Below are 25,724 nucleotides of genomic sequence, written 5' to 3' on the forward strand. Positions count from 1 at the left end.
CAGGGACGACGTGCGATGGGGGCATGCCTTTGACCGCCGAAACAATCATCCAGAGCCTGGCGAGTGGTTTGCTGATGGGGCTGCTCTACGGGCTGATTGCCGTAGGATTGGCGCTGATCTTCGGGCTGATGGACGTCGTGAACTTCGCCCACGGCGAATTCCTCATGATCGCCATGTACGCGACGTTCTTTCTGTTCGCGTTCTTTGCCATCGATCCGCTGCTGTCGGCGCCGCTGGTCGCGGCGGCGTTGTTCGTGTTCGGTGCGGTGGTCTATCTCCTGATCGTGCGCTTCGCGGTCAGGGCGAAAGCCAATGCCGGCATGGTGCAGATTTTTTCGACTTTCGGGCTGGCGATCGTCATGCGCGGCCTCGCGCAGTTCTTCTTCACGCCGGACTATCGAAGCGTCACGCATTCATGGCTCGGCGGCAAGACCGTGTCGATTGCCGGCGTCTTCCTGCCGGTGCCGCAGTTGGTTGGCGCGCTGGTGGCGATCGCGGCGTTCGGCGCACTGTATTTCTTTATCAATCGCACCGACTTCGGCCGCGCCCTTGAAGCTACTCGCGAGGACGCGGGCGCGGTGGCGCTGGTCGGCATCGACAAGAACCGGGTATTTGCGCTGGGCTGGGGCCTCGGTGCGGCGCTGGTCGGGCTCTCGGGCGCGATCATGGCGATGTTCTTCTACATCTATCCCGATGTCGGCGCATCATTCGCGCTGATCGCCTATGTCACGGTGGCGCTGGGCGGCTTCGGCAGCGTGTTCGGTGCCTTTGCCGGCGGCATCATCGTCGGTCTCGTCGAAGCGACCACCGCATTGATCCTGCCGCCCTCGCTGAAGTCGGTCGGCATCTACGCGGTCTATCTGCTGGTGGTATTCGTCCGGCCGCGCGGCCTGTTCGGGTCGATGTGATGGATACGACCTTTGCCCAGCGCCGCCGTCGCGACCTGATCGTTGCGGGATGTCTCGCGGCGGTCGCCGCGCTGGTGCCGCTGTTCGTGAAGGACGTTTACGTCCAGAACATCATGGTTCTGACGCTGATGTACGCAGCGTTGTCGCAGAGCTGGAATATCCTCAGCGGCTATTGCGGGCAGATTTCACTCGGTCACGCGCTGTATTTTGGGCTCGGCGCTTACACCACCGCGCTTCTCTTCACCAAATTCGGGGTGCTGCCGTGGTTCGGCATGCTCGGCGGCGGCATCATCTCGGCGCTGATCGCGATGGCGCTGGGCTATCCCTGCTTCCGCCTGCGCGGGCATTACTTCGTCATCGCCACCATCGTCATCGCCGAGATCGGGTTGCTGCTGTTCCATAACTGGGACTGGGCGGGCGCCGCACTCGGTATCGATATTCCGATCCGCCGCGACAGCTGGCTCACTTTTCAGTTCACCCGCAGCAAGCTGCCATATTTCTACTTCGCGCTGGCGCTGGCCTGCATCGCCTGGCTCGTGACCTGGTGGCTCGAGGATTCCAAGTGGGGCTACTGGTGGCGTGCCGTGAAGGACAATCCAGACGCCGCCGAAAGCCTCGGCGTGGTCGTGTTCAATTCCAAGATGGGTGCCGCCGCCGTCTCGGCATTCCTTACCGCGGTCGGCGGCAGCTTTTACGCGCAATTCGTGTCCTATATCGATCCCGAAAGCGTTATGGGTTTCCAGTTCTCGCTGCTGATGGCTTTGCCCGCGGTGCTCGGCGGCATCGGTACGCTGTGGGGACCGGTGCTCGGCGCCGTTATCCTGATTCCGCTCACCGAACTCACGCGCTCCTTCATCGGCGGCTCCGGTCGCGGCGTCGATCTGATTGTCTACGGCACGCTGATCGTGCTGATCTCGCTGGCGCGGCCCGAGGGCCTGGTCGGACTGTTCTCGCGCCGGCGCAAGGGAGCGGCCCGATGACACCCTTGCTCGAAACCCGCGCCGTGTGGCAGCGGTTCGGTGGCCTGGTCGCCAACAGCGACATCTCGATTTCCGTCGGGCGCGGCGAGATCGTCGGGCTGATCGGTCCCAACGGCGCCGGCAAGTCGACGCTTTTCAATCTGATCGCGGGGGTGCTGCCGCCGACGCAGGGTTCGATCTGGTTCGACGGCGAAGACGTCACCGCGCTGCCGGCGGCGGAGCGCTGCCAGCGCGGCATCGCGCGCACGTTCCAGGTCGTGAAAAGCTTCGAGACCATGACGGTCATCGATAACGTCATCGTCGGCGCGCTGGTCCGCACCACCATCATGCGCGAGGCGCGCCGCAAGGCCCACGAAGTTCTGGAATTTGCCGGCCTCGCCGCCCGCGCCGACGTGCTCGCCAGCGCGCTGATCCCGTCCGAGAAGCGCCGGCTCGAGGTAGCGCGTGCGCTTGCGACCGAGCCGAAACTGCTGCTGCTCGATGAAGTGCTCACGGGCCTGACGCCGATCGAGGCACAGACCGGCGTCGAACTGGTGCGCCGGGTACGCGCCACCGGCGTCACCGTACTAATGGTCGAGCACGTCATGGAGATCGTGATGCCGCTGGTCGACCGCGCCATCGTGCTCGATCTCGGCAAGGTGCTGGTCGAGGGCAAGCCGACCGACATCGTTCGCGATCCGAAAGTCATCAGCGCCTATCTTGGGGATCGTCATGCTGTCGGTGCATGAAATCACCACCGCTTATCAGGGGCTGGTTGCCGTCTCGGCCGTCAGTATCGAGGTGGCCAAGGGCGAGATCGTCTGCGTCGCCGGCGCAAATGGCGCCGGCAAGTCGACGCTGCTGAAATCCATCGCCGGCGCCGAGCGGCCGCGCTACGGTGCGGTCACCTTTGATGGTAGTCGCATCGACGGCATGGCGCAGCATATGATCACCGCGCGCGGTATCGCCTATGTCCCGGAGAACCGCCGGCTGTTTCCGCGGCTGTCGGTGCACGACAATTTGCGGCTCGGCAGTTATCTCTATCGCAGCCAGCCGGATCGCAACGAACCGCTGGCGCTGGTGTTCAAGCTGTTTCCCCGGTTGTCGGAGCGTTTGGAGCAGCGCGCCGAAACGCTCAGCGGCGGCGAGCAGCAGATGCTGGCGATCGGCCGCGCGCTGATGACGCGGCCGCGGCTGTTGATGCTGGACGAACCGTCGCAGGGTATCATGCCCAAACTGGTCGACGAGATCTTCGCGGCGGTGAAACGCATCCGCGATGCCGGCATGACCGTGCTCATTGTCGAGCAGCGCATGGCGGAGTGCCTCGAAATCGCCGACCGCGCCTATATCCTGCAGACCGGCCGCGTGCTGATGCAAGGCAGCGCGGCCGATATCAAGACGAACCCCGACGTGCGCAAGGCGTATCTGGGGCTGTAGCGTTGCGGTATCTCCGCCCACGCCATCCTCATCCTGTCAGGATGAGGGCCGCGTGTGTGGCGAATGCTCCGGCAGCGTCAGCCCGAACGTCTTTGACAGATCGGCCACCTGCGCCGGCGTCAGATAGCGCGGGTTCAGCCCGCGCAGCAGCAGATAGAGTTTTGCGGTCTCTTCCAGTTCCTCGATGGCGAATACCGCTGTTTCCAGGGTATCGCCTGATACCACCGGGCCGTGATTGGCGAGCAGCACCGATGAATATTTTCCGGCAAGCCCCTTGATCGCGTCGGCAACCGCCGGATCGCCCGGCCGATAATACGGTACCAGCGCGGTGGCGCCGCACTTCATCAGGTAATACGCCGTCATCGGCGGCAATGCGGCGCGCGGATCGATTTCCGGCAGCATCGACAGTGCGACCGAATGCGTCGAATGCAGGTGCACCACCGCACGCGCGGTGCCGCGCGTCTGATAAAGCGCCGTATGCAACGGTACTTCCTTGGTGGGGGCGTCACCGGAGACGAGCCGGCCGTCGGCGCCGAGCCGCGACAGCCGTGCCGGGTCCAGCGAACCGAGCGAGGCATTGGTCGGCGTCACCAGCCAGCCACCGTCGTCGAGTTTCACGCTGATGTTGCCCGACGAGCCCGGCGTCAGCCCGCGCTCGAACAGCGAGCGGCCGAGGCGGCAAATTTCCTCGCGGACCTTCGTTTCGGTCATGGCAGCATCCTCATTTTTAGCCTTTTCTCACGCTTTGGCAGCGCGGCCAAGCCGTGATACCGAAGGGCAAAGCCGGCCTCTGAATTTCGGCCAAAGAGGAAACCAAGGGATCGCCGCATGCCTGAATCCGTAACCGCAAAACCGCGCGTCGCCGTCATCGGGCTGGGCTCGATGGGTTTTGGCATGGCAACCTCGCTCCGCCGCGCGGGCTTTGAAGTCACCGGCTGCGACGTCTCGGCCGATGCGGTGGCGCGGTTCGTCGCCGACGGCGGCGGTGGCGCAACGACGCCGGCGGAAGCCGCAAAGCGCGCAGACATCGTGGTCAGCGTGGTCGTCAACGCCGCCCAGACCGAAGCCGTTCTGTTCGGCAAGGACGGCGTCGCCGAAACGCTGGCCAAGGGCGGCGTGTTCATCTCCTCGGCAACCATGGATCCGGATATCGCGCGACGGCTGGCGAAACAACTGGAGCCGGCCGGCCGGCATTATCTTGACGCGCCGATCAGCGGCGGCGCGCAACGCGCGGCGCAGGGCGAGCTTACCATTCTCGCATCGGGCAGCGCCGCCGCCTTCACCAAGGCGAGGCCCGCGCTCGATGCGATGGCGGCAAAACTCTATGAACTCGGCGATGCCGCGGGGCAGGGCGCCGCGTTCAAGATGATCAACCAGTTGCTGGCCGGCGTACATATCGCCGCCGCCTCGGAAGCGATCACGTTCGCCGCCAAGCAGGGCCTCGATATCCGCAAAGTCTATGAGGTGATCACCGCATCGGCCGGAAACTCCTGGATGTTCGAGAATCGCGTGCCGCATGTGCTCGATGGCGATTACACGCCGCGCAGCGCGGTGGAGATCTTCGTCAAAGACCTCGGCATTATCCAGGACATGGCGCGGACAGCGAAATTTCCGGTGCCGGTGGCCGCAGCGGCGCTGCAGATGTTTCTGATGACAGCGGCCTCCGGCATGGGCCGCGACGACGATGCCTCGGTGGCGCGGATGTATGCCCGCGTCACCGGTACGCATCTGCCGGGCGAACCGAAATAGCCGTAAACAATTAAGAGGACCGCCGATGCCCCGCTTCGCCGCCAATCTCAGCATGATGTTCAACGAAGTCCCGTTCCTCGACCGCTTCGACGCAGCCGCAGATGCGGGATTCACGGCCGTGGAATTCCTGTTTCCCTATGATCATCCGGCGGAGGCGGTAGGCGAAAGGTTACGTCGCAACGGTTTGACGCAAGCGCTCTTCAACCTGCCGCCGGGCAATTGGGACGCCGGCGAAAAGGGCTTTGCGGCGTTGCCGGACCGCTTCGATGATTTGCAGCAGAGCCTGCGCACCTCGCTGCCCTATGCGCAGGCGACCGGCGTCAAGCGCCTGCATTTGATGGCGGGCATTGCCAACCGCAGCGAGCCGCAGGCCGTCGCGGCGTTTCAAAAATCGGTGGTATGGGCCGCCGAGTTTCTTAAGCCCTATGGCCTCGATGTGGTGATCGAACCGATCAATCCGCGCAACGTGCCCGGTTACTTCCTCAACGATTTTGCGTTCGCGCGCGATCTGATCGTCGACCTGCAAATCCCCAATCTGAAACTGCAGTTCGATATCTATCACTGCCAGATCATCCATGGCGACGTGACGATGCGGCTGCGCGAGATGATGCCTGTGATCGGCCATATCCAGATCGCCAGCATACCGTCGCGTAACGAGCCGGACGGTGAAGAATTGAACTATCCGTTCCTGTTCGGTGAACTGGACAGGCTCGGCTATGACGGTTTTGTCGGCTGCGAATATAACCCGCGCGGCAAGACCACCGATGGCCTCGGTTGGTTCAAACCTTACGCTGGAGTGAAACCGTGACGCTGGCACTGGGCTGCATCGCCGACGACTATACCGGCGCATCCGATCTCGCCAATACGCTGACCCGTTGCGGCTTGCGCACCGTGCAGACCATCGGCGTGCCCTCGGAGGATCTTGCGCTGCCCGAGGTCGATGCGGTGGTGGTGTCGCTGAAGAGCCGGTCAATCGAAGCCGGTCTTGCGGTGACACGCTCGCGCGCCGCGGAAAAATGGCTGCGCGGGCGGGGAGCGGGCCATGTGCTGTTCAAGATTTGCTCGACCTTCGATTCTACCGACGCCGGCAATATCGGGCCCGTGATGGATGCGCTGCGCGCCGATTCCGGAGACGCGATCGTGCTGGTGACGCCGGCGTTTCCCGAAACCGGCCGCACGGTCTATCAGGGCAATCTGTTCGTAGGTTCGGTGCCGCTGAACGAAAGCCCGTTGAAGGATCATCCGCTCAATCCGATGCACGACTCCAATCTGGTCCGGGTGCTCACACGCCAGAGCAAGACCAAGGCCGGGCTGGTCGATCTCGCTGATATCGCGCGCGGACCAGAGGCCGTCCGCGCGCGCCTTGCCGATCTCTCGGGCAAAGGCATCGGCGCAGCCATCGCCGACGCCGTTTTCGAACCCGATCTGGAGACCATCGGCGCGGTCGCGCTGGATCACCGCGTTTCCGTTGGTGCATCCGGCCTCGGGCTCGGTCTCGCCCGCGCGCTGGTCGCATCCCACCGTGTCAAATCGAATGCGCCGAACGCGATTTCCAACGCTCCGGTCGGCGGACCGGCAGCCTGCCTCGCCGGCAGCTGTTCGCAGGCGACGCTGCGGCAGATCGCAAACGCCGAGCGCGCGATGCCGGTGCTGCATCTCGATGCCGAGCAGGTCGTTACAGGAAAAGCTGAAGCGAAGCGCGCGCTGGCTTGGGCCCGCGAACGGTTGAAAGAAGGCCCGATCCTGATCGCCAGCAGTTCGACGCCGGACCAGGTCACGGCCCTGCAGGCGCGGCATGGCCGCGATGCCGCGGGCCATGCGATCGAGCAGGCGATGGCCGACATCGCCGAGGGGTTGGTGCAATCAGGCGTACGGCGGCTGGTGGTCGCCGGCGGCGAAACCTCCGGCGCGGTGGTGGATCGCCTGGGGATCCCGGGCTTTCTGGTGGGCGCTGAGATCGCCGCCGGCGTTCCGGTGCTGCGTGCCGTCGGCGCAAAGGACGGCGAGATGTTGCTGGCGCTGAAGTCCGGCAACTTCGGCGGTCCGGAATTTTTCTCCGATGCGCTCAAGCTGATGCGCTGAGCGACGGCAACACCTTCATCTGCCGATATTTTGTGCGTTAATGCAACTCGGGAGGGGTATCACGGAAGTGAACGCGGGCGGCACCTCGAAGGTTGGCTATTTGCTGCAGTTCGGGTAAATCAGCGCCAACGGATGGCTTTCTGGCGCGAGCTCCGCGCCCTTCCGCCGGGGGGAATGTCGGCTTTATGATCTCACTGGTCCGCATCGCGCTGAGCCGGCCGTATACTTTCGTCGTGCTCGCGCTGCTTCTCTTGATTATCGGACCGCTCGCCGCGCTGCGCACGCCGACCGATATTTTTCCCGACATTCGTATCCCCGTGATCGGCGTGGTCTGGCAGTATACCGGCCTGCCGCCGGATCAGATGGCCGGACGCATCACCACGCCGTTTCAGCGCGCCCTGACGACCACCGTCAACGATATCGAACACATCGTCGCCAATTCCTATAATGGCTTCGGCATCGTCAAAATCTTTTTCCAGCCCAACGTCGATATCCGCACCGCCAACGCCCAGGTCACCGCGATTTCGCAGACGCTGATCAAGCAGATGCCGCCTGGTGCGACGCCGCCGCTGATCCTGAACTACAGTGCGTCCACGGTTCCGATCATCCAGGTCGCATTGTCCGGCGAGGGTCTCACCGAACAAAATCTCGCGGACATCGGCATCAATCAGCTGCGCACCCCACTGGTCACGGTGCCCGGCGCCGCGATTCCCTATCCGTTCGGCGGCAAGCAGCGCCAGGTGCAAATCGACCTCAATCCGACGGCGCTGCAGTCCCGCGGCCTGTCGGGGCAGGACGTCGCCAACGCACTTGCTGCACAAAACCTGATCACACCGGTCGGTACGCAGAAGATAGGCAGCTTCGAATATAACATTCAGCTCAACAACTCGCCGCTGAGAATGGAAGAGCTTGGCGATCTGCCGATCAAGACGATGAACGGGGCCACGGTCTATGTCCGCGACGTCGCCAGCGTGCGCGACGGCAATCCGCCGCAGACCAATATCGTTCACGTCGATGGCCACCGCTCGGTGCTGATGATGGTGCTGAAGGCCGGCTCGATCTCGACGCTGGATATCATCGCCGGGATCAAGCAGAAGGTCATCGACGTCAAGGATTCCTTGCCCGACGCGCTCAAGATCGGCTTCATCGGTGATCAGTCGCTGTTCGTCCGCGGCGCCATCACCGGCGTCGCCTTTGAAGGCGTCATCGCCGCGCTGCTGACCAGCGTGATGATCCTGCTGTTTCTGGGTAGCTGGCGCTCCACCATCATCATCGCGGTTTCGATCCCGCTCTCGGTGCTCGGCGCCATCGTGATGCTGTCGGCGATCGGCGAGACCCTCAACATCATGACGCTCGGCGGCCTGGCGCTCGCGGTCGGTATCCTGGTCGACGACGCCACCGTCACCATCGAGAACATCAACTGGCATCTGGAACAAGGCAAGGATGTCGAAACCTCGATCATGGACGGCGCCAACCAGATTGTGACGCCGGCCTTCGTCTCGCTATTGTGCATCTGCATCGTGTTCGTGCCGATGTTCTTCCTGGAGGGCGTGGCGCGCTTCCTGTTCGTGCCGATGGCCGAAGCGGTGATGTTCGCGATGATCTGGTCGTTCCTGCTGTCGCGCACACTGGTGCCGACGATGGCGAAGTACCTGCTGCTGCCGCATGTGCAGCACGCCGAAGGCGAAGGCCCGCCGCCGACGCGCAATCCGCTGGTGCGGTTTCAGCGTGCTTTCGAGGCAGGGTTCGAGCGCGTGCGCGGCGGCTACCGCGATCTGCTGACGCTGGCGATGGCGCGGCGGCCGGTGTTCGTGATCGGATTTCTCGGCCTTGTCGGGCTTTCGTTCCTGCTGGTGCCGTATCTCGGGCGGAATTTCTTTCCCTCGGTCGATGCCGGCTCAATCCTGATGCATGTACGTACCCAGGTCGGCACCCGCGTCGAGGAAAGCGCCAATCAACTGGCCGACGTGCAAAAGGCGATCCGCAAGATCATTCCACCGTCGGAAATCGAGACCCTGGCCGACAACATCGGGATGCCGATCAGCGGTATCAACATGACCTACAACAACACCGGCGTGATCGGTCCGGCGGATGGCGACATCCAGATCAAGTTGAAGGAGGGTCACCGGCCCACCGACGAGTACGTTCAGGCGCTGCGCGAGCAATTGCCGCGTGCGTTTCCCGGCATGACGTTCGCGTTCCTGCCGGCCGACATCGTCAGCCAGATCCTGAATTTTGGCGCGCCGGCGCCGATCGACCTTCAGATCCGCGGCGCCGATATGGCGGCGAATTTCGCCTATGCCAATCAATTGCTGAGCCGGATCCGGCGCATCCCCGGCATCGCCGACGCGCGCATTCAGCAATCGCCGAACAATCCCGGCTTCAACATCGATGTCGACCGCACCCGCGCGCAGTATGTCGGACTGACCGAGCGCGACGTCACCAACAGCCTGGTCGTCAATCTCGCCGGCAGTTCGCAGGTCGCGCCGACCTACTATCTCAACCCCGACAATGGCGTGTCCTATTCGATCGTGATGCAGACGCCGCAATACCGGATGGACTCGCTGAGCGCGCTGGAGACATTGCCGATTACCGCAGGGACGACCGCCGCGCCGCCGATCCTCGGCGGCATCGCCAACATCTCGCGATCGACTTCCAGCGCGGTAGTCTCGCAATACGACATTGTGTCGATGGTGCAGATCTATGCGACGCCACAAGGCCGCGATCTCGGCGCCGTCGCCGCCGACATCAAGACCGCGATCGCCGATACCGCCAAGGACGTGCCGAAGGGCTCAACGGTGGTGCTGCTCGGCCAGGTGCAGACCATGAACAGTGCGTTCTCCGGGCTGCTGTTTGGGCTGCTGGCCGCGGTGGTGCTGATCTACCTCTTGATCGTGGTGAACTTCCAGTCCTGGTCGGATCCGTTCGTGATCATATCGGCGCTGCCGGCAGCCCTCGCGGGCATCATCTGGATGCTGTTCACGACCCAGACCACGCTGTCGGTGCCGGCGCTGACCGGCGCCATCATGTGCATGGGCGTCGCCACCGCCAACAGCGTGCTGGTGATCAGCTTTGCCCGCGAGCGCTACGAAGAGCTGGGCGACCCGATTGCGGCGGCGCTCGAAGCCGGCTTCGTGCGCTTCCGCCCAGTGCTGATGACGGCGCTGGCGATGATCATCGGCATGACACCGATGGCGCTCGGCCTCGGCGAGGGCGGCGAGCAGAACGCACCGCTCGGACGCGCCGTGATCGGCGGCCTGATCTTCGCGACCACGGCGACGTTGATGTTTGTTCCCGTGGTTTTTAGTATGGTACATAAGAAACAGGGCGCCAAAGCCGCCGCCTTACCGGAGACGACACATGCCCACTGAACACGGCTCGCCGGTCTCTCGCCGGAAGTTGGGCATCTTTGGAGTTGTGGCGGTCACCGCGGCCCTGCTCGTGGTTGTAACCGGTATCCGGGCCCGCGAGGATTCCGGCGCCAAGCTCCGCGAATGGACCGATAACCAGGCGATACCGACGGTCGCCGTGATGCTGCCCGACGCCAGAGTTCTCAGTGCCACCATCGATCTGCCGGGCCGGCTGGAGGCCTATTACCGCGCGCCGATCTTTGCGCGTGTCAGTGGCTATCTGAAAAGCTGGAGTGCCGACATCGGCGCCCAGGTCAAGGCCGGCCAGGTGATCGCGGAAATCGAGGCGCCCGATCTCGACCAGCAATTGCTGCAGGCCCGCGCCGATCTCGCCAGCCAGCAGGCCAGCGCCAAATTGTCCGAGGCGACGCTGACCCGCCGCAGATCGCTGATCGCCTCGAATTTCGTTTCGATGCAGGAAATCGACGAGCGCACCGCCGACCTCTCGAACAAGAAGGCCGCGGTCAATTCCGGTCAGGCCAATGTCGAACGTCTGGAAGCATTGGCCAGCTACAAGAAGATCACCGTGCCGTTCGACGGCGTGGTCACCGCGCGCGATACCGACGTCGGCGCCCTGATCAATGCCGGCGGCGGCAGCGGGCCGGCGATGTTCGTGGTCTCCGACATCAGCAAGTTGCGGGTCTATGTTAACGTGCCCCAGAGCTACGTGCCCGCGATCAAGATCGGCGCCAAGGCGGTGATCTCGATGCCGGAATATCCGAACCGGACTTTTGCCGCCACGGTCGAGGCTTCCTCGCAATCGGTCGACGTCGGTTCCGGCACCACGCGGATGCAGCTCGCGCTCGACAACCCCAAGGGCGAGTTGATGCCGGGCGGCTACGCCAATGTGCGCATGAGCCTGCAGCGCGACGCCGCTCCGCTACACATCCCTGCCAGTGCCTTGATTTTCAACCAGAGCGGCCTGCGGGTCGCCACCGTCGGTCCGGACGACAAGGTGCTGTTCAAGACCGTGACCATCGCACGCGATCTCGGCAAGGATATTGAGCTCGCGTCGGGCATCTCGGCGGATGACCGCGTCATCGTGGCACCGCCCGACGGCATCGCCGACGGTGATCAGGTTCGCGTCTCCGGCGCCAAGGGCGCCAAGCCGGCGACGGCCTCGGAGAAGCAGGACGTGAAGGGATAGAGGCGAACGCCGCAGCCTTTGGCCTTGCCCGTTTTTCGGGGAGAGGGGTCTGGAGCGAAGTCCACAATTTCTGCTGTCATCGTCCGGCTTGACCGGACGATCCAGTCTGCCGCGGCGGACGTATTGAACCTCGGGCGGCTGCGATTAATGGACACCCGCTTTCGCGGGTATGACGGGCTAGAGGTGTCGCCACTCCAGCACGCCGTCGTCCGCCGTGACGATGTCGCCGGAGGATCCGACCGGCGTGCGGTCCATGTTCGTAAGATGCGCCAGCGTCGCGCGATCATGCGCCGGTACCCGCGCCAGCGCACGCGCATTGTCTGAGGTCCGCAGCATCACTACGCCGTGGTCGACCTCGCCATTTCGCGCGTAAATCACGGTGAAGCTTTCGACCGAGCCCTTGCCCTCGGCTTCGGTGACGAAGTCGGGCACGGGGCGGCGATGCCGATCCGCCTCAGCCTGCACGCTGGCATCCTGTGTCAACGCGTGCTGCGGCGCCTGCCGCGACAGCACCAGCCCATGATGCTTCGTGACAAAACCGCCCTGGCCGTAGAGCAGGCCGAGCTTGGCGCCGTTGCGGAGTTTGCGCACCATCGCGCAGGCCGCATGCGTCATGTAGGTGTTGAGCGGCGCGCCGAAGAACGTCAGGCCGCCGGTCACGGTCGGCTGCACGTCGGCGCCGAGCCCCAGCGTCCGTCGCGCCATTTTCGGCACGCAGGGAAAGCAGCTATAGAGTTCGATCGCATCGAACGACCTGCCATCGCCGCCGACCAGATCCATGACGGCCTTGAGCACGGCGTTCTGCGGGTGGCTTTCGAAAAACTGGTCGCGGGTCAGATAATCCCGCGGCTCTTCCGCTGACGCGCCGCCCCAGATGTGAACGAGGCGATCCTCGGCAATACCAGCAGCTCGCGCTTTCGCAAGGCTGGTCATCAGCACTGCCGCGCCCATGTTGACGGTTGGATTGGCTACCATCAGCTTGGTATAGGGCCAGGCGATCAGTCGGTTGTCCGCGGTCGGCCGCGTGATTTCGTCTGATGTGAAGCGTCGCTTCAGCCAGGCGTTGGGATTTTGCGACGCGACATTTGAATAGGTCGACCACAACTGGCCGGATTCCGCCATCGCCTCGCGCGGGGTCTGGCCCCAATGCGCCGAGGTTGCCGCTTCGTAGAATGGATAAACCGTCACGGGCCTGAATACGTCGAGCTTCACGGCCATCGGCTTTTGAAACGCGGCGCCGCGCTTCGGCTCCGGCACATCATGCGCGAATGGCGTCCATGGCAGATCGACGCCGGCGCGTTCGGCCTTGGTCGCGGTACTTTGTGCCTCAGCGCCGCAGACCGCGGCGACGCTGCATTCGCCGCGCGCGATCCGTTGTGCCGCTTCATGCAGATAGCGGATCGGACTTTCGCCGCCGACCGGACCGTAATAGGCGCGCTTAGGCTTGATGCCGAGACGCTCGGAGAGCTGAATCTGGGGATCGCGGTAGCGCCAGCTCAGGAAATTGACGATGTCGAGCGACCCGATCTCGCCAAGCAATTTGGCGCCGCTGTCCTGCTCGGCGCGCCTGAGCGCTTCTTCCAGCAAGGCGAGGGGCTCGCGGCCCGAGGCGATCTCCTTCGGACGATCGATGATTTCGCCGACGCCGACAATAACCGGGATACGGTCGTCTGAGATGGGGGAAGTTGGGTCTATCATTGTGCTCATATTTTTCTCATTGCGCTTTTATTTTCACCTTCTCACAACGCAGACCTCATCCTGAGGAGCGCGCAAGGCGCGTTCCTCAGGATGAGGTCGGAGATACATTCACAAACTCTCACCATGAGGATCACTTTACTCCGCCACCAGCGTGTTCATGTGCTCCACCGCCTCGACAAAATCTTCCTTGAACTCCTGCACCACGGCGCCCGCGGACTTCACGCTGTCGATCAGGCCGACCCCTTGACCGACGAAGTAGCTGACGAGATCGCGCGCCTGCTTATTGCCGCCGGCCGCGGAGCGATCGATGGAATTGAACGCGTCGCGGCTGATGATGCTCTGCAGCGGCATCGGCAGCGCGCCGGGGCTGTCGGGTCCGCGGTCCCACGCATCGGTCCAGACCGAGCGCAACTGGCGCGCCGGCTTTCCGGTGCGGCCCCTTGAGCGGACGGCGTCGCGCGAGGAGGCCGCGATCATCTTTTCGCGGAAGATTTCCGTGGTCTCGGATTCGACGGTGGCCAGCCACACCGAGCCGGTCCAGACGCCGGCGGCGCCCATCGCCATGCACGCCGCCATCTGGCGTCCGGTCATGATGCCGCCTGCGGCCAATACCGGCACGTCGCGGATCGGCTTGATCGCCTTGATCACCTCGGGCACCAGCACCATGGTCGAGACCTCGCCGCAATGGCCGCCGGCCTCGGTGCCCTGCACGACGAGGATATCGACGCCGGCCGCGACCTGGCGCAGCGCATGCTCCTTGGCGCCGACCAATGCCGCGACCGGTACGCCGTGCTTGTTGCCCATCTCGATCATCGCCTTCGGCGGCACGCCCAGCGCGTTGGCGATCAGCCGGATAGGATGCCGGAACGAGGCCTCGAGAACTTCCAGCGCGCGTTGCGGGTCGAACGGCTGCGGCTGGTCGTCGGCAACGTTCGTCGTCGTCAGTTCGACACCGTATTTCTTCAGGAGGTTGCGGGTGAACGCGCGATGTTCGGGTGAAATCCGCGCTTCCAGGCTTTTCCAGCTGACGTCCTTCTCGCCTGCGGTCGAAATGTTTTCGGGGATCAGCACGTCGAGCCCATAGGGCTTGCCGTCGACATGATCGTCGATCCATTTCAATTCCTGCTCGATGGATTGAGGCGAATGCGAGGTGGCACCGAGCACGCCGAAACCTCCAGCGCGGCTGACTGCCGCGACCACGTCGCGGCAATGGCTGAAGGCCAGCAGGGGAAATTCAATTCCCAGCATGTCGCAGATCGGCGATTTCATGATTGCGCTCACTCCCTGCGGCAGCTTTTGGTGCTACTTATTATCGTTTGAAAGTTGCGACTTCTCCGTTGACGCTAGCGCATCACGGGTGTGCATGCCAAGCGGGCCTTCGACCTCATCCTGAGGAGCGGCCTTCAGGCCGCGTCTCGAAGGATGGGCCACACGGGCGCCTCATGGTTCGAGACGGCGCAAGCGCGCCTCCTCACCATGAGGGACGAACATTCCACGTCGTAAAATATGCGGCCCGGAAGCTCCGTTTTGTCTCTTGCGCTTTCGCGCCGCGGGTAGAATGCTAGCCGGCAACACGAAAAGAATTTCAAGGGAGTGCGAATGTCCGCCTTGCAATCCATATCCGGCAAGAGCCACTCGGCAGTTGCCGAGACCTATGATGTCGTCGTGGTCGGCGCAGGTTTTGCGGGCATGTACATGCTGCACAGACTGCGCGGGCTGGGATTGGCGGTCCGGGTGTATGAACAGGGTGGCGATGTCGGCGGCACCTGGTATTGGAACCGCTATCCCGGCGCGCGCTGCGATGTCGAGAGCATGCAGTATTCCTATTCGTTCTCGGATGAGCTGCAGCAGGAATGGGACTGGAGCGAGCGCTACGCGCCGCAGCCAGAGATTCTGAAATACGCCAACCACGTTGCCGACCGGTTCAATTTACGGCCGGATATTCAACTCAATACCCGCGTCGATCGGGCCAGCTTCGACGAAACTGCCAATATGTGGTCGGTGATCACGTCCGACGGCAAGTCTGTGACGGCGAAGTACGTCGTTCTCGCCACCGGCTGCCTCTCGAATGCGCGCATGCCTGACATCAAGGGGCTTTCTGACTTCAAGGGCAGGGTTTATCACACCGGCCATTGGCCGCATGAGCCGGTGGACTTTACGGGCCAGCGCGTCGCTTTGATCGGCACCGGCTCGTCGGGGATCCAGTCAGTGCCTGTCATTGCCGAGCAGGCGAACCATCTCACGGTGTTTCAGCGCACCGCGAACTTTTCCATTCCCGCCCGCAATGCGCCGCTGACATCAGAAGAGCGCGAGGCGTTTCGCGCGAAATATCCGGAAATCAGGCGCTTTGCCCGTGAAGAGGCGCGCAACGGCATCTACACCGATATGCCCGATCGCGGCGCGCTCGACGATGGCGACAACGAGCGCCGCGCCAGATACGAATCGCGCTGGGCGCGCGGCGGCCTTACGTTCATGTCGGTCTATAACAACCTGGCGCTCGACAAGGCGGCCAACGACACCGCCGCCGATTTCGTCCGCGCAAAGATCGCCGAAATCGTCAAGAACCCGCAAACGGCAAAGCTGCTGCAACCCAACAATCATCCGATCGGGTCGAAGCGCATTTGCGTCGATACCGACTATTTCGCGACATTCAATCGTCCGAATGTGACGCTGGTCGATATCAGGTCCGATCCGATTGAAGAGATATTGCCGAACGCCGTGCGCACGCGGGCTAAGGATTACGAAGTCGATGCACTGGTGCTGGCAACCGGCTTCGACGCGATGACGGGTTCAGTGGCCAAGATCGACATCGGCGGCCGCAATGGTCAGACGCTCAACCAGAAATGGGCCGAAGGCCCCAAAACCTATCTCGGCCTGATGAGCGCAGGCTTCCCCAACCTGTTCATCATCACCGGCCCCGGCAGTCCGTCGGTGCTGAGCAATATGATCGTCTCGATCGAGCAGCACGTCGACTGGATCACCGACTGCATCGCTTACATGCGCGACCGCGGCCTCGATAGCATGGAAGCGCAGAAGAACGCCGAGGACAACTGGGTCGCGCACGTCAATGAGGTCGCCCATACCACGCTCTATCCGCAGGCCAATTCCTGGTACATGGGCGCCAACATCCCGGGCAAGCCGCAGATCTTCATGCCCTATATCGGCGGCGTCGGCGCCTATCGCCAGATCTGCAACAACGTCGCGGCCAAGGGCTATGAGGGCTTTGCGATGACGGCGGCGGAGCAGCCGCAGAAGATCGCAGCGTCATCCTGAGGCGCGCCCGGCGGCGCAACTGCGCCGCTGACAGCTCACATCCAACAACGCATAACTGGGCAGTTTCCCGGCTTCTGCGCGAATCTCATGACGCACCAACCGGACCAGCCGAGCCTTGCCTCGGTCCACACAACTCGGAGAAGCCCTCAAACCTAAGGAGTTCGACATGAGTAGTACTCAGGCGCGCGGCGAAACTGCAATCGAGACCCCGAGAGCGCGGACGGTCGACATGAAGCTTGAGGTCATCGTCATTCCTGTTTCGGACGTCGATCGCGCCAAGCGCTTTTATGGCGGCTTGGGTTGGAGGCTCGACGCCGACTTCGCCGCCGGTGACGACTTCCGCGTGATCCAGTTCACGCCGCCAGGCTCCGGGTGCTCGGTCATCTTCGGCAAGAACGTGACCGCGGCGGCACCCGGCTCCGCCCAGGGACTGTACCTGATCGTCTCCGACATCGAGGCCGCCCGCGACTAGCTGCTCAGTCGCGGCGTCGAGATCAGCAAGGTGTTCCACGACGCCGGCGACGTGCACGCTGGCACGGACGAACCCTACCTGTTTGGGCGGGTCCGGGTTAGCGGTCCGGATCCCGACCACCGCAGCTACCGCTCGTACGCCTCGTTCAAAGATCCCGACGGCAACGGCTGGCTGTTTCAGGAAGTCACCGCGCGATTGCCCGGACGCGTGGACGCCGACGACACCACATTCACCTCTTCGACTGAGTTCGCGACCGCGCTCCGACGTGCGGAGGCCGCGCACGGCGAGCACGAGAAGCGGACCGGCCAGCACGATGCGGACTGGCCGGATTGGTACGCCGAATACATCGTCCGGGAGCAGGCCGGCAAGGAGCTGCCGTCATGAGCAGCGGCTACGACGGGAGGCAAGATGTGGCCTCGCAAACGCAACGATAATCAGCAAGGACATGATGACGCTGAAGGTGGGGTAAAATATCGACCTGTTGAGCAGCGTGGCCCGACCCGCGGCATAAGCTGCTCACCTACAGCGGAACTGTGATGGGCCGACATTAACTATGCGCAAGCTTGCCGCGACGAAGGCCGGGCGTTTAAGAAGCATTTAATACTTTTGCGCAACAGATGGACAATCAACAACAACATTTAATCATCGCAAGAATTGCGAGCGGAACTCAGCCCCTGATGAGGGATTTGCATGAGAACGCTTTTCATTGGCGCTCTGGCCGCGACCTTGGCCGGCTGTAGCTGTCTTTTGCCGCCGCAAGTAAGCATGGAAGCGTGCACAAACGCGAACGGGTTGCCCTGTTTCGGCGGGGTGGCGGCCACGCAGCCGATTGAAGCGAAGCCAGCGTCATTGAACGCCAATTCCGCGACAGCAAGAGTCAAGTCGACGATCGCGGCGAAGACGGAAAAGCCGTCGCCTGCTCACGTCCGCGATAAGGCCCATCTCGCCACGAAAGAGGCGAAGTCCGCGGTCGCAACGAAAGTCGAGCCTCCGGCGTCCGGTCCGCCCGCTGAGACGTCCGATCCAGTCATTATAAAGGCGAAGACCACGATCGCTGCGAAGTTGGAGGACCCGGCGTCTGCCGAGTTCGGTGAGATGAAGCGAGCGATCCGAAAAAATACGTTCGGGCGATCCGTCGACACCATTTGCGGGCGCGTCAAAGGAAAGACAGCGTCGGGTGAAGATACCGGAGATAGGCCGTTTCTATATCTCGTGAAGGATGATGATGCATACGTCGTCGATGGCCCCGCTGGTTCAGCGGCGGCGACCGCGTATCGCAACATTTGCAAATAGAGCGTTTTCAAGCGAAGTGGAGACCGGTTCGCGTCAAGAAAACGCGTCAAATCAAGAATCTAGAACCCCGTTTCGATTCTATCGAAACGGAAAAGGCTCTAGTCTGGAACAACCGAGCCGTTGCTGAAATTTGTTGCCTGCCATGGACCAGAAGGGTCCGCTGACGACGCTCCTGCGCAGGAGCTTGAAATCGAGAGCAATGTCGCGAACGAGAAGGCAATCGTAGCAGATTGCGTGACGCAAATTTTGATCCATGGAAATCCAAGCTAGTACAGCGGTTCAGTCTTTCTCTGAAATCGGAGATATCATGGACGATTCTCCCAATCCTGCAGTGCCAATTAGCGGATCGCAAAAATTGCCGGTGCTCGTCATCATCGAGCATCACGTCCTGGCGCGTACCTGCATCCTCAGTATTCTCAACAGAGAGCTCGCCGGATTCGAAATCGTCGAAATGGCAACGACGAGTGGCCTGAACTGGCTATCAGGAAGAGATGTCCGCTTGATCGCGCTGAATATCGGGGACAAGGAGGTCACTGATCCTTCGATCGAGCGTACGCTCGCGCTCCTCGCAGAATCCTATCCGAATGCGTACGTTGCGCTGTTGTCAAATCGCAACGACGAGGCCACCGCCTCAGCGGCGATGCAACGGGGAGTCCGTGGTTTTTTTCCGACCTCGATTCCAGTCGAGGTCGCGATCGCCGGATTGCGCCTGGTTCTTGCCGGTGGGGTCTACCGTCCACTGCCGATTATTGGACAAGATGAAGCATCGAACCTCAATAAGATGCCGGCATACACCGGGCCTCCCGAGCTATCCGTTGTCCACGACAGTAGCGGCGCCAGCAAGATTATGCCCGAGAGGACCATGGTCGATCTTACGCCCCGCGAGCAACACGTGCTCGCGGCGCTGAAGCTGGGCCTTCCCAATAAGCTGATTGCCGTCAAGCTCAAGCTTTCGGAGAACACCGTAAAAATGCATATTCAGCATATCATGCGGAAGTGTTCCGCTCGTAACCGCACCGAGGCGGTGGTTCGCTGGAGCGAACGATTATCCGGTCATAACGGTCACGCACGCTAGTGCCTTCATCTTCTTGAAGGCTGCTTTGCTCGCCATGTTGGTCGCAGCTCAATCCTCGCGGAACGCCCTGTTGAAGCTGTCGAGCAGTGGTCTGAGGGCGTAGAGTGCCACGGTCCCGTGGCCAGTCTTGATGAACACCTGGGTCGGCATTCCCGGAATAATCTGGACACCGTCGATCGCAGCGATCAATGGATCCTGCACTCGAATCTTCGTGGCGTAGTATGGCTGGTCGGTGCGCTTATCGACAAGCCGGTCGGCAGAGACATGCATCACGGTTCCCTTAAGCCGTGGTACGCGGCGCTGGTTGTATGGCAGGAGATTCACCTCGGCGCTCAGCCCGGGGCGGACCACATCGATGTCCTCGGGCCTGAGGCGCGCAGACACGATGAGACGATCCTGCCGGGGGACCAGATCCATGAGAGGTGCGCCGGCGCCGATTACGCCGCCGGGGGTATGGATCCGCAGGTCGGTTACCACGCCGTCCTCGGGCGCCTTGACCTCCGTGCGCAAGAGCTGATCATGGGCCGCCTGTAGCCGCTCGCGTATTTGATAAATTTGGTTTTGTGCCTCGCGCAACGATTGCGCGATCTCGTTGTGCCGGTCGCTCTCCAATTTGAGGAGAGTTGCCTGCGATTCGCTGATGACCTGCGCGGCGCGAGAAATTTGTGCGGTGATCTCGCCCCGCCGCCCCTCGATATCAGCCATTTCCCGCTCGAGGTTCAGAAGGCGCGGGCGCCGCTCCAAGCCCTTATTAACGAGATTGGCGACCGTAGCTACTTCCTCGCGGACGATTTCGACGCGCTTCGAGACCGCGCTTTCCTGCGCCCTGAGGCCCTCGATTTCCTTTTCGACTTGCGATCTTCTTTCCCGATTTACCGCGGTTTGCGATTGAAAGACCAGCCGGCGCGTTTCGAAGATGCTTTGCTGGGCCGCAAGGATGGCCGCGACTGACGGACTCTCGTTCTTCGCCATCTCCAAACTGACTGGAAACGACACGCGCTCGTGCCCGTGCTGTTCCGCCTGCAGCCGTGCTTCTCGTGCCGTCGCGTCCCACATCTGGCCTTGCAGGCTCTGGGCTTCGGCGCGGGCCTTGGTGTCCTCCAACGAGATCAGTATTTGTCCCGCGCGGACAACATCACCGTCCGCGACCAGAATTTCCCTGATGATGCCGCCCTCAAGGTGTTGGATCGTCTTTCGGCTCGACTCGGATTCGACGGTGCCGAAAGCAATCGCAGCGCTATCGAGGGGCGCGAAGGTCGACCAGGCGCCGAGGCCCACGACAAAGCAGCACACCAGCAGGTTTCCTGTCCGGGTGACACCGCGCAGCCGGTCGTGGAGCGCGGGCGGTGCCGACCCCAAACGTCGTGGAACCTGCCAAGCCGCGACGCGAGCGATTGCAGTTTTCATGAGATCAGGGGGATAGTGAAAATCATTGCTGGGGATGACGGCAAGTTCGGTTGCGGGGAGGCGCCAACGCGGCTCTCGCATCGTCCGGGTGACATCGCGAAGCCGGTCGCACAGCGCCGCTGGCGCCGATCGCAAACGCCGTGGAATCTCCCAGATCGCGACGCGCGCGAATGCAGTTGTCACGCGATCCGGGAGATGGCGAAAATGTTTGCTGCGGATCACGGCAATATCGGTCGCGGTGAGGCGCCAACGCTGCTCTCGCTCGCCTGGTTCGGATGCGGCGGCGCAGGTTCGCGCAAGACGGCTTGAGGACGCGTCAAATACCTCTCGAAGATTTCCTTGCTGTCACCGAATGCGCTGACTGCGCCGCCCTGCATGATGGCAATCTTGTTGGTTGCGGCGAGGATCCCGATCCGGTGGGTGATGATGATTACCGTCGTATTGGCTGCCTTCATCCGCTCGATGGCCTCGAACAGCACGCACTCGCCGAGGTGGTCCAGGCTGGCGTTCGGCTCGTCGAGGACCACGAGGTGCGGGTCGCCAAAAAATGCCCGCGCAAGGCCGAGCCGCTGGCGAAACCCACGCGAGAGATTGGCCCCTCCGCCAATGACGACCGTATCATACGACTGCGGCAGCCGAACGATTGTCTCATGAAGGCCGGCCAGCTTTGCTGCTTCAACGACGTCCTGCAAATCGGCATCGTCCAGCCGCGCAATGATGTCCTTCACCGTCTCTCCGACCAGGTCAATATCCTGCGGCAGATATCCGAGGCGCCGACCGCCGCCCGAATCTCGCACGGTTAAAACGTCGATGCTATCGAGCCGGACGGAACCTGCCGTCGGAGCAGAAATTCCAGCGATGATTTTGCCGAGCGTGGATTTGCCGGAGCCGGATGGACCAATGATGCCGAGGCATTCACCGGGTGCGAGACGGAACGACGCACTCTTGAGCATCACATGGCCCGATCCTGGCAGGACGGCGCCAACGTTGTCGACGATGAGGCTGCCCTTCGGCCTGTCCGAGAGGGCCCTGATGTTCGCAACCGGAGTGACGGCGGCCATGACTCCGTTGAGCCGGCGGTAGGCCGCTGAGGCCATCGCGAACGCCTTCCAGGCTGCAATTGCCCCTTCAACGGGAGCGAGCGCGCGTCCGAACAACAGGATCGTGGCAAAGATGATGGCGGGACTTCTGCTTTGTTCGAGGACGAGCCACGCGGCGGAGCCCATGATCAGAACCTGCGCCAGCGCCCGCACCGGTTTGGAGATCAGCGTGACCATCTCATTGCGGCGCTGAGCCACCTCGTGCTCGCTCCTCGCATCCTGTGCAGCCTGGTGGACGAGCCGGGCGGCGCCGTCGAGCATTCCCATGGCCCTGATCACGTGGACGTTTCCGACAACCATGCCGAACCGTCCATGGCTCCTCGTCAGGGCTGCCACTGACCGCGCCAGCGGGCCTTCAGTGATGAAGTCGCCGGCAAATCCGAGGCCGAACAGAAGAAGCGCACTGACCACGCCGATCGTCCCCAGCAAAGGATGCACGAGAAAGAGAACGGCGAGGAAGAGCGGCGACCAGAGCACGTCAAACAGCATCGGGCATGCTCCGGACTGAGCAAACTGACGCAGGGTCGCAAGATCGCGATAGGCCTCCGATGCGCGCACCTGATCGGCTCGATGGGCGTATTCGAAGCAAGCGGACAGCACTGCCGGATGGAGTTGATCTTCAAGCCACTCGCCAATCCGGCCCAATGCGGCGCGACGCAATGCGTCGAGCACTCCGCCAACCACGACGGCAAACGCAACGATCAGCGTCAGCATCAGGAGCGTATCGCCGCTGCGGCTCGACAGGACGCGATCATAGATCTGAAGCAGATAGATGGAAGGCGCGAGAAGAAGCAGATTGTAGCTGCAGCTATACGCGAAAACGAGTCCGAGCGACCCCGCGCAAGCCCGCAAGGCCGCCTCCAGCGGCGTCTGCGGCGGTGACATGGTTTGCAGGGGGAGCGTCGGCATCAGCATTGCGGTTCCCCGCCAGAGATTTGAAGTCCGACCCTTCGCGCCCGTCATCCGAGAACCGGCGGCATTCGGCCGCCGGTTCTCTGCCTTCATAAGCGCCGATCAGACATGCCCGTAATCATCAACAGGATGGTGTCCGGAATTATTGAGCACGTCGTTCAGGTTCACCGACTCGATGCTGGCCTTGATGTCGACATCCCCACCTTTCGCGGTGCTGTCATGTCCGCCGTTGCCCCCGATGCCGGCCGCCACGCTCTGACTCTGGTCCGCGAGGACGAAGTTTGTCTGATAGGCCGTCGTGGTGGCATCCACATCGGATGTGTTATGGCCGCTGTACGATTTCTGGTCGCCATTCGACTCGGCTTCTCCGCCGTTGGCCTTCGCAAACCACTCCGCCTTCGCATTCGCGCCCCCGGCGTCCCAGTATGCCTTCTGGTGAACCTGATCGCCGGTCTTGACGTCCACGTCGGCGCCATCAGCTTTATTGGACGGGTTGAAGCTGATGTTCGGATGGCTGCTGATGTTGCCCGAGTTGTGGCCCTCTCCACCGTTCCCGGCGTTGTTGCCGCCAGTCGAAATGTCCTTGATCGCGATCGTGTCGGAAGGAAATGATGCTCTTGCCATATGCGTCTCCCTGATTTGCCTGATTTGTTTGATTTGCTAATTTGGTTTGCACGCGGTGCGTCCAAATTTGGACAGCAACAATTTGGATTTGCGCAACGGATAAACCTAGATGCCAAAGCTGATGCCACCCGATCGGAACGGCGTACGCCCGAAAGGCTACTGTCTCGCCGCCGAAGTCTGGGCGGCTCCAATGCCGCTAGGCATGGTCCGGCAAGTGAAGGTCCGCCAGCACGTGCATGGCGAAATCGCCGCCAAACGCCGCGTTGCCGTGGCCGCCATCACCACCGATTCCAGCGATCTGGATCGCGCTCTGATCGAAGTGGACGTTGTTGGTCTGATGAGCGTCGGCTGTGGAATTGAAGCCGGCGACGGCAATGTTGATCGGAGCGTAGATCGCTATGTTGACGTCGGTGAGACTTCCCATGAAATGGCCGTCGCCGCCGGAGCCAGCGCTGTTGCCACCTGTCGCAATGACGTCAGAGCCGATTAAGCCGAGGATGGAGGTGAGGGCGCCGGCGTCTCCGCCAATCGCAGCATTGCCGCTTCCGCCGTTTCCTCCGACGCCGGCCATCTGAAAGGCAGCTTGATCGAACTGCACATTGTTTGTCTGGTCGGCATGGGCGTTGGAATTGTATCCCGCCACGGCGATATTGATCGGATAGTACAGTGCGAAAGATGCGTGAACCATGCTGCCATAAAAGGATCCATCTCCGCCGTCGCCGGCGTGGTTTCCACCGCTTGCGATCAGATCGGAGGGAATCCAGTTGTGGCCAGCCCCGGCGATAGAGTGACCGGGCGCGCCAGCGCCGAAGACAGACGCGTCTCCACCGATCGCCGCATTGCCGTCGCCGCCATGACCGCCGCCCCCGGCTGCCTGGAACGCGCCTTGGAAGAACTGCGCTGTATTCGACTGATGAGCATCAGGGGTGCCATGGAAACCCGCCGTTGCAATGTTGATCGGATCAAAGACCGCGACAGGAGCGTGCACCAGAGTCCCCGAGAAGTGGCCACCGCCACCATTGCCGGCGCTGTTGTCTCCGGTCGCGATCACGCCGGAGCCGAGCGATCCGAACATCCCGACGCTTCCGCCCATCGCGGCATTCCAATCGCCGCCATCACCGCCAGTCCCGGCTAGCTGGTTCGCCGACTGATCAAAAAGCACGATGTTCGCCTGATGAGCGTTGGCGGCCGCGTGGGTGCCCGCCTGCGCCATATTGAGCGGCTCGAATGCAGCGTAGCCGCTGTCGATCAGGCTTCCGGCAAAAGAGCCGTCGCCGCCGTTGCCGGCGCCGTTATCTCCCGTGTGGATCTGGAAGAGCGGCCCGGAGTCCGTGGAAGGCCACGACGGAACTGGCGCCTCGCGCCCGAACAGATCTTTGCGATCGAGGTGAAGGCCGTCCGATACATACCGAAGATCCATGGCCGCTGCCCTACCGAAATCGCGCCTGATGGGACGGACGCCTCCCGACCTTAAGAAACAATGTCACCTCGGCAAGCCAAAAGCCGAGTCGTCAATTCGGGTTGGAGCGTTCAGGTGCTAGAGGTAAATCGACTACGCCCGTTCGGGTGTGGAGTAGTTGTCCGTTGTCGAGTGGCAAGACAGGCGTCGGCGCCTGCACCGACGTCGCGGCGAACGGCCATCAGGGGTTTGCGATGACGACGGCGGAACAGCCGCCGAAGTTGGCGGCACTCACGCGATCTCCGCGCCGTTCAATAAGTCGAAGGCGCCTCCGAACTTCCTCGCTTCCAATGATTTATCTTGTCGGCGACCCATAGCAAGGGCCGTCGCGTTCGCTGGAGAGGAGTAGTTGTTATGGTGCGCAAAGCGATGATCGTTCTGGCAGCCATCAGCTTCGTCGTGGTGATGCTAGTCGCCACAGCGGCCGACGCGCAGAGGGGCGGCGGTGGGGGCAGAGGGGGCGGCGGATTTGGAGGCGGTGGGGGCGGGTTTAGAGGGGGCGGTGGATTTGGAGGCGGCGGAGGCGGCTTTGCCGGCGGAGGAATGCGCGGCGGCGGGTTCGGGGGTGGTGGTTTTCGAGGCGGACTTGCCGGTCCCGGCTTCCGTGGCGGACTTGGCGGTCCCGGCTTCCGAGGCGGACTTGCCGGTCCTGGCTTCCGGGGCGGAGTTGCCGGTGCGGGCTTCCGAGGCGGACTTGCCGGTCCCGGCTTCCGAGGCGG

The 25,724-nt window shown here is 62.4% G+C and carries 19 protein-coding genes and 1 pseudogene; 12 read left to right on the forward strand and 8 right to left on the reverse strand.

Annotated features, from left to right (window positions below; translation table 11 throughout):
• Window positions 1-29 precede the first annotated feature (29 nt).
• The 4 genes from N554_RS0132080 to N554_RS0132095 are packed head-to-tail and all read left to right on the forward strand — an operon-like array spanning window position 30 to window position 3,304.
• A complete protein-coding gene (locus N554_RS0132080) occupies window positions 30-908 on the forward strand; it encodes a branched-chain amino acid ABC transporter permease (RefSeq protein WP_029587181.1) in 879 nt (292 codons plus the stop codon).
• Window positions 908-1,888: a branched-chain amino acid ABC transporter permease gene (locus tag N554_RS0132085; protein ID WP_029587182.1), complete on the forward strand. Its 981-nt coding sequence runs from the start codon at window positions 908-910 to the stop codon at window positions 1,886-1,888. Before N554_RS0132080 ends, N554_RS0132085 begins: the two co-directional genes overlap by 1 nt.
• Window positions 1,885-2,616: an ABC transporter ATP-binding protein gene (locus N554_RS0132090; RefSeq protein WP_029587183.1), complete on the forward strand. Its 732-nt coding sequence runs from the start codon at window positions 1,885-1,887 to the stop codon at window positions 2,614-2,616. Before N554_RS0132085 ends, N554_RS0132090 begins: the two co-directional genes overlap by 4 nt.
• Window positions 2,600-3,304: an ABC transporter ATP-binding protein gene (locus tag N554_RS0132095; protein WP_029587184.1), complete on the forward strand. Its 705-nt coding sequence runs from the start codon at window positions 2,600-2,602 to the stop codon at window positions 3,302-3,304. The genes N554_RS0132090 and N554_RS0132095 overlap by 17 nt, the downstream gene beginning before the upstream one ends.
• Before the next feature lie 36 nt (window positions 3,305-3,340).
• On the opposite strand, the gene N554_RS0132100 is transcribed toward N554_RS0132095, so the two are convergent.
• Window positions 3,341-4,015 (reverse strand): 3-oxo-tetronate 4-phosphate decarboxylase, encoded by a 675-nt coding sequence (locus N554_RS0132100; protein ID WP_029587185.1) that lies wholly within the window; start codon window positions 4,013-4,015, stop codon window positions 3,341-3,343.
• 117 nt (window positions 4,016-4,132) lie between these two features.
• Here N554_RS0132100 and ltnD point away from each other — a divergent pair, with 117 nt between their 5' ends.
• From ltnD to N554_RS0132125, 5 genes are all read left to right on the forward strand, one after another.
• A complete protein-coding gene (gene ltnD / locus N554_RS0132105) occupies window positions 4,133-5,053 on the forward strand; it encodes an L-threonate dehydrogenase (RefSeq protein ID WP_029587186.1) in 921 nt (306 codons plus the stop codon).
• Window positions 5,054-5,078: 25 nt separating this feature from the next.
• Window positions 5,079-5,861 carry a 2-oxo-tetronate isomerase gene (otnI, locus tag N554_RS0132110; protein WP_029587187.1) on the forward strand — a complete coding sequence of 261 codons (783 nt, stop codon included), beginning with the start codon at window positions 5,079-5,081 and terminating at the stop codon, window positions 5,859-5,861.
• Entirely contained in the window at window positions 5,858-7,135 is a 1,278-nt protein-coding gene (otnK, locus tag N554_RS0132115) for a 3-oxo-tetronate kinase (RefSeq protein WP_029587188.1), read from the forward strand. The genes otnI and otnK overlap by 4 nt, the downstream gene beginning before the upstream one ends.
• Before the next feature lie 185 nt (window positions 7,136-7,320).
• On the forward strand, window positions 7,321-10,506 hold the full coding sequence (locus N554_RS0132120; protein WP_029587189.1) for an efflux RND transporter permease subunit: 3,186 nt from the start codon (window positions 7,321-7,323) through the stop codon (window positions 10,504-10,506).
• Entirely contained in the window at window positions 10,496-11,692 is a 1,197-nt protein-coding gene (locus tag N554_RS0132125; protein WP_029587190.1) for an efflux RND transporter periplasmic adaptor subunit, read from the forward strand. Before N554_RS0132120 ends, N554_RS0132125 begins: the two co-directional genes overlap by 11 nt.
• A gap of 177 nt (window positions 11,693-11,869) precedes the next feature.
• Here N554_RS0132125 and N554_RS0132130 read toward each other — a convergent pair whose 3' ends face one another.
• Both N554_RS0132130 and N554_RS0132135 read right to left on the reverse strand, forming a co-directional pair.
• Complete coding sequence (locus N554_RS0132130) at window positions 11,870-13,399, reverse strand: acetyl-CoA acetyltransferase (RefSeq protein WP_371259542.1); 1,530 nt, start codon at window positions 13,397-13,399, stop codon at window positions 11,870-11,872.
• Window positions 13,400-13,525: 126 nt separating this feature from the next.
• Entirely contained in the window at window positions 13,526-14,659 is a 1,134-nt protein-coding gene (locus N554_RS0132135) for a nitronate monooxygenase (RefSeq protein ID WP_029587192.1), read from the reverse strand.
• Window positions 14,660-14,989: 330 nt separating this feature from the next.
• Between N554_RS0132135 and N554_RS0132145 the strand changes: the two genes are divergently transcribed.
• From N554_RS0132145 to N554_RS0132160, 3 genes and pseudogenes are all read left to right on the forward strand, one after another.
• Entirely contained in the window at window positions 14,990-16,663 is a 1,674-nt protein-coding gene (locus N554_RS0132145) for a flavin-containing monooxygenase (RefSeq protein ID WP_029587193.1), read from the forward strand.
• Window positions 16,664-16,829: 166 nt separating this feature from the next.
• A pseudogene (locus N554_RS36880) lies at window positions 16,830-17,519 on the forward strand (VOC family protein).
• A gap of 1,162 nt (window positions 17,520-18,681) precedes the next feature.
• Window positions 18,682-19,503, forward strand: coding sequence for a response regulator transcription factor (locus N554_RS0132160; protein ID WP_245283779.1), 822 nt, complete (start codon window positions 18,682-18,684; stop codon window positions 19,501-19,503).
• Window positions 19,504-19,551: 48 nt separating this feature from the next.
• On the opposite strand, the gene N554_RS0132165 is transcribed toward N554_RS0132160, so the two are convergent.
• The 5 genes from N554_RS0132165 to N554_RS41625 all read right to left on the reverse strand — a co-directional run.
• A complete protein-coding gene (locus N554_RS0132165) occupies window positions 19,552-20,991 on the reverse strand; it encodes an HlyD family type I secretion periplasmic adaptor subunit (RefSeq protein WP_081851534.1) in 1,440 nt (479 codons plus the stop codon).
• A 137-nt stretch (window positions 20,992-21,128) separates the two neighbouring features.
• On the reverse strand, window positions 21,129-22,919 hold the full coding sequence (locus N554_RS0132170) for a type I secretion system permease/ATPase (RefSeq protein ID WP_051677833.1): 1,791 nt from the start codon (window positions 22,917-22,919) through the stop codon (window positions 21,129-21,131).
• Window positions 22,920-23,024: 105 nt separating this feature from the next.
• Window positions 23,025-23,546, reverse strand: coding sequence for a hypothetical protein (locus N554_RS0132175; protein ID WP_029587198.1), 522 nt, complete (start codon window positions 23,544-23,546; stop codon window positions 23,025-23,027).
• 196 nt (window positions 23,547-23,742) lie between these two features.
• On the reverse strand, window positions 23,743-24,966 hold the full coding sequence (locus tag N554_RS0132180) for a hypothetical protein (RefSeq protein WP_051677828.1): 1,224 nt from the start codon (window positions 24,964-24,966) through the stop codon (window positions 23,743-23,745).
• Window positions 24,967-25,413: 447 nt separating this feature from the next.
• The coding region (locus N554_RS41625; protein ID WP_210165391.1) for a hypothetical protein at window positions 25,414-25,724 on the reverse strand (311 nt) is incomplete at its 5' end.

Source organism: Bradyrhizobium sp. URHD0069 (assembly GCF_000701345.1).
In the GTDB taxonomy this organism is placed as follows: domain Bacteria; phylum Pseudomonadota; class Alphaproteobacteria; order Rhizobiales; family Xanthobacteraceae; genus Bradyrhizobium.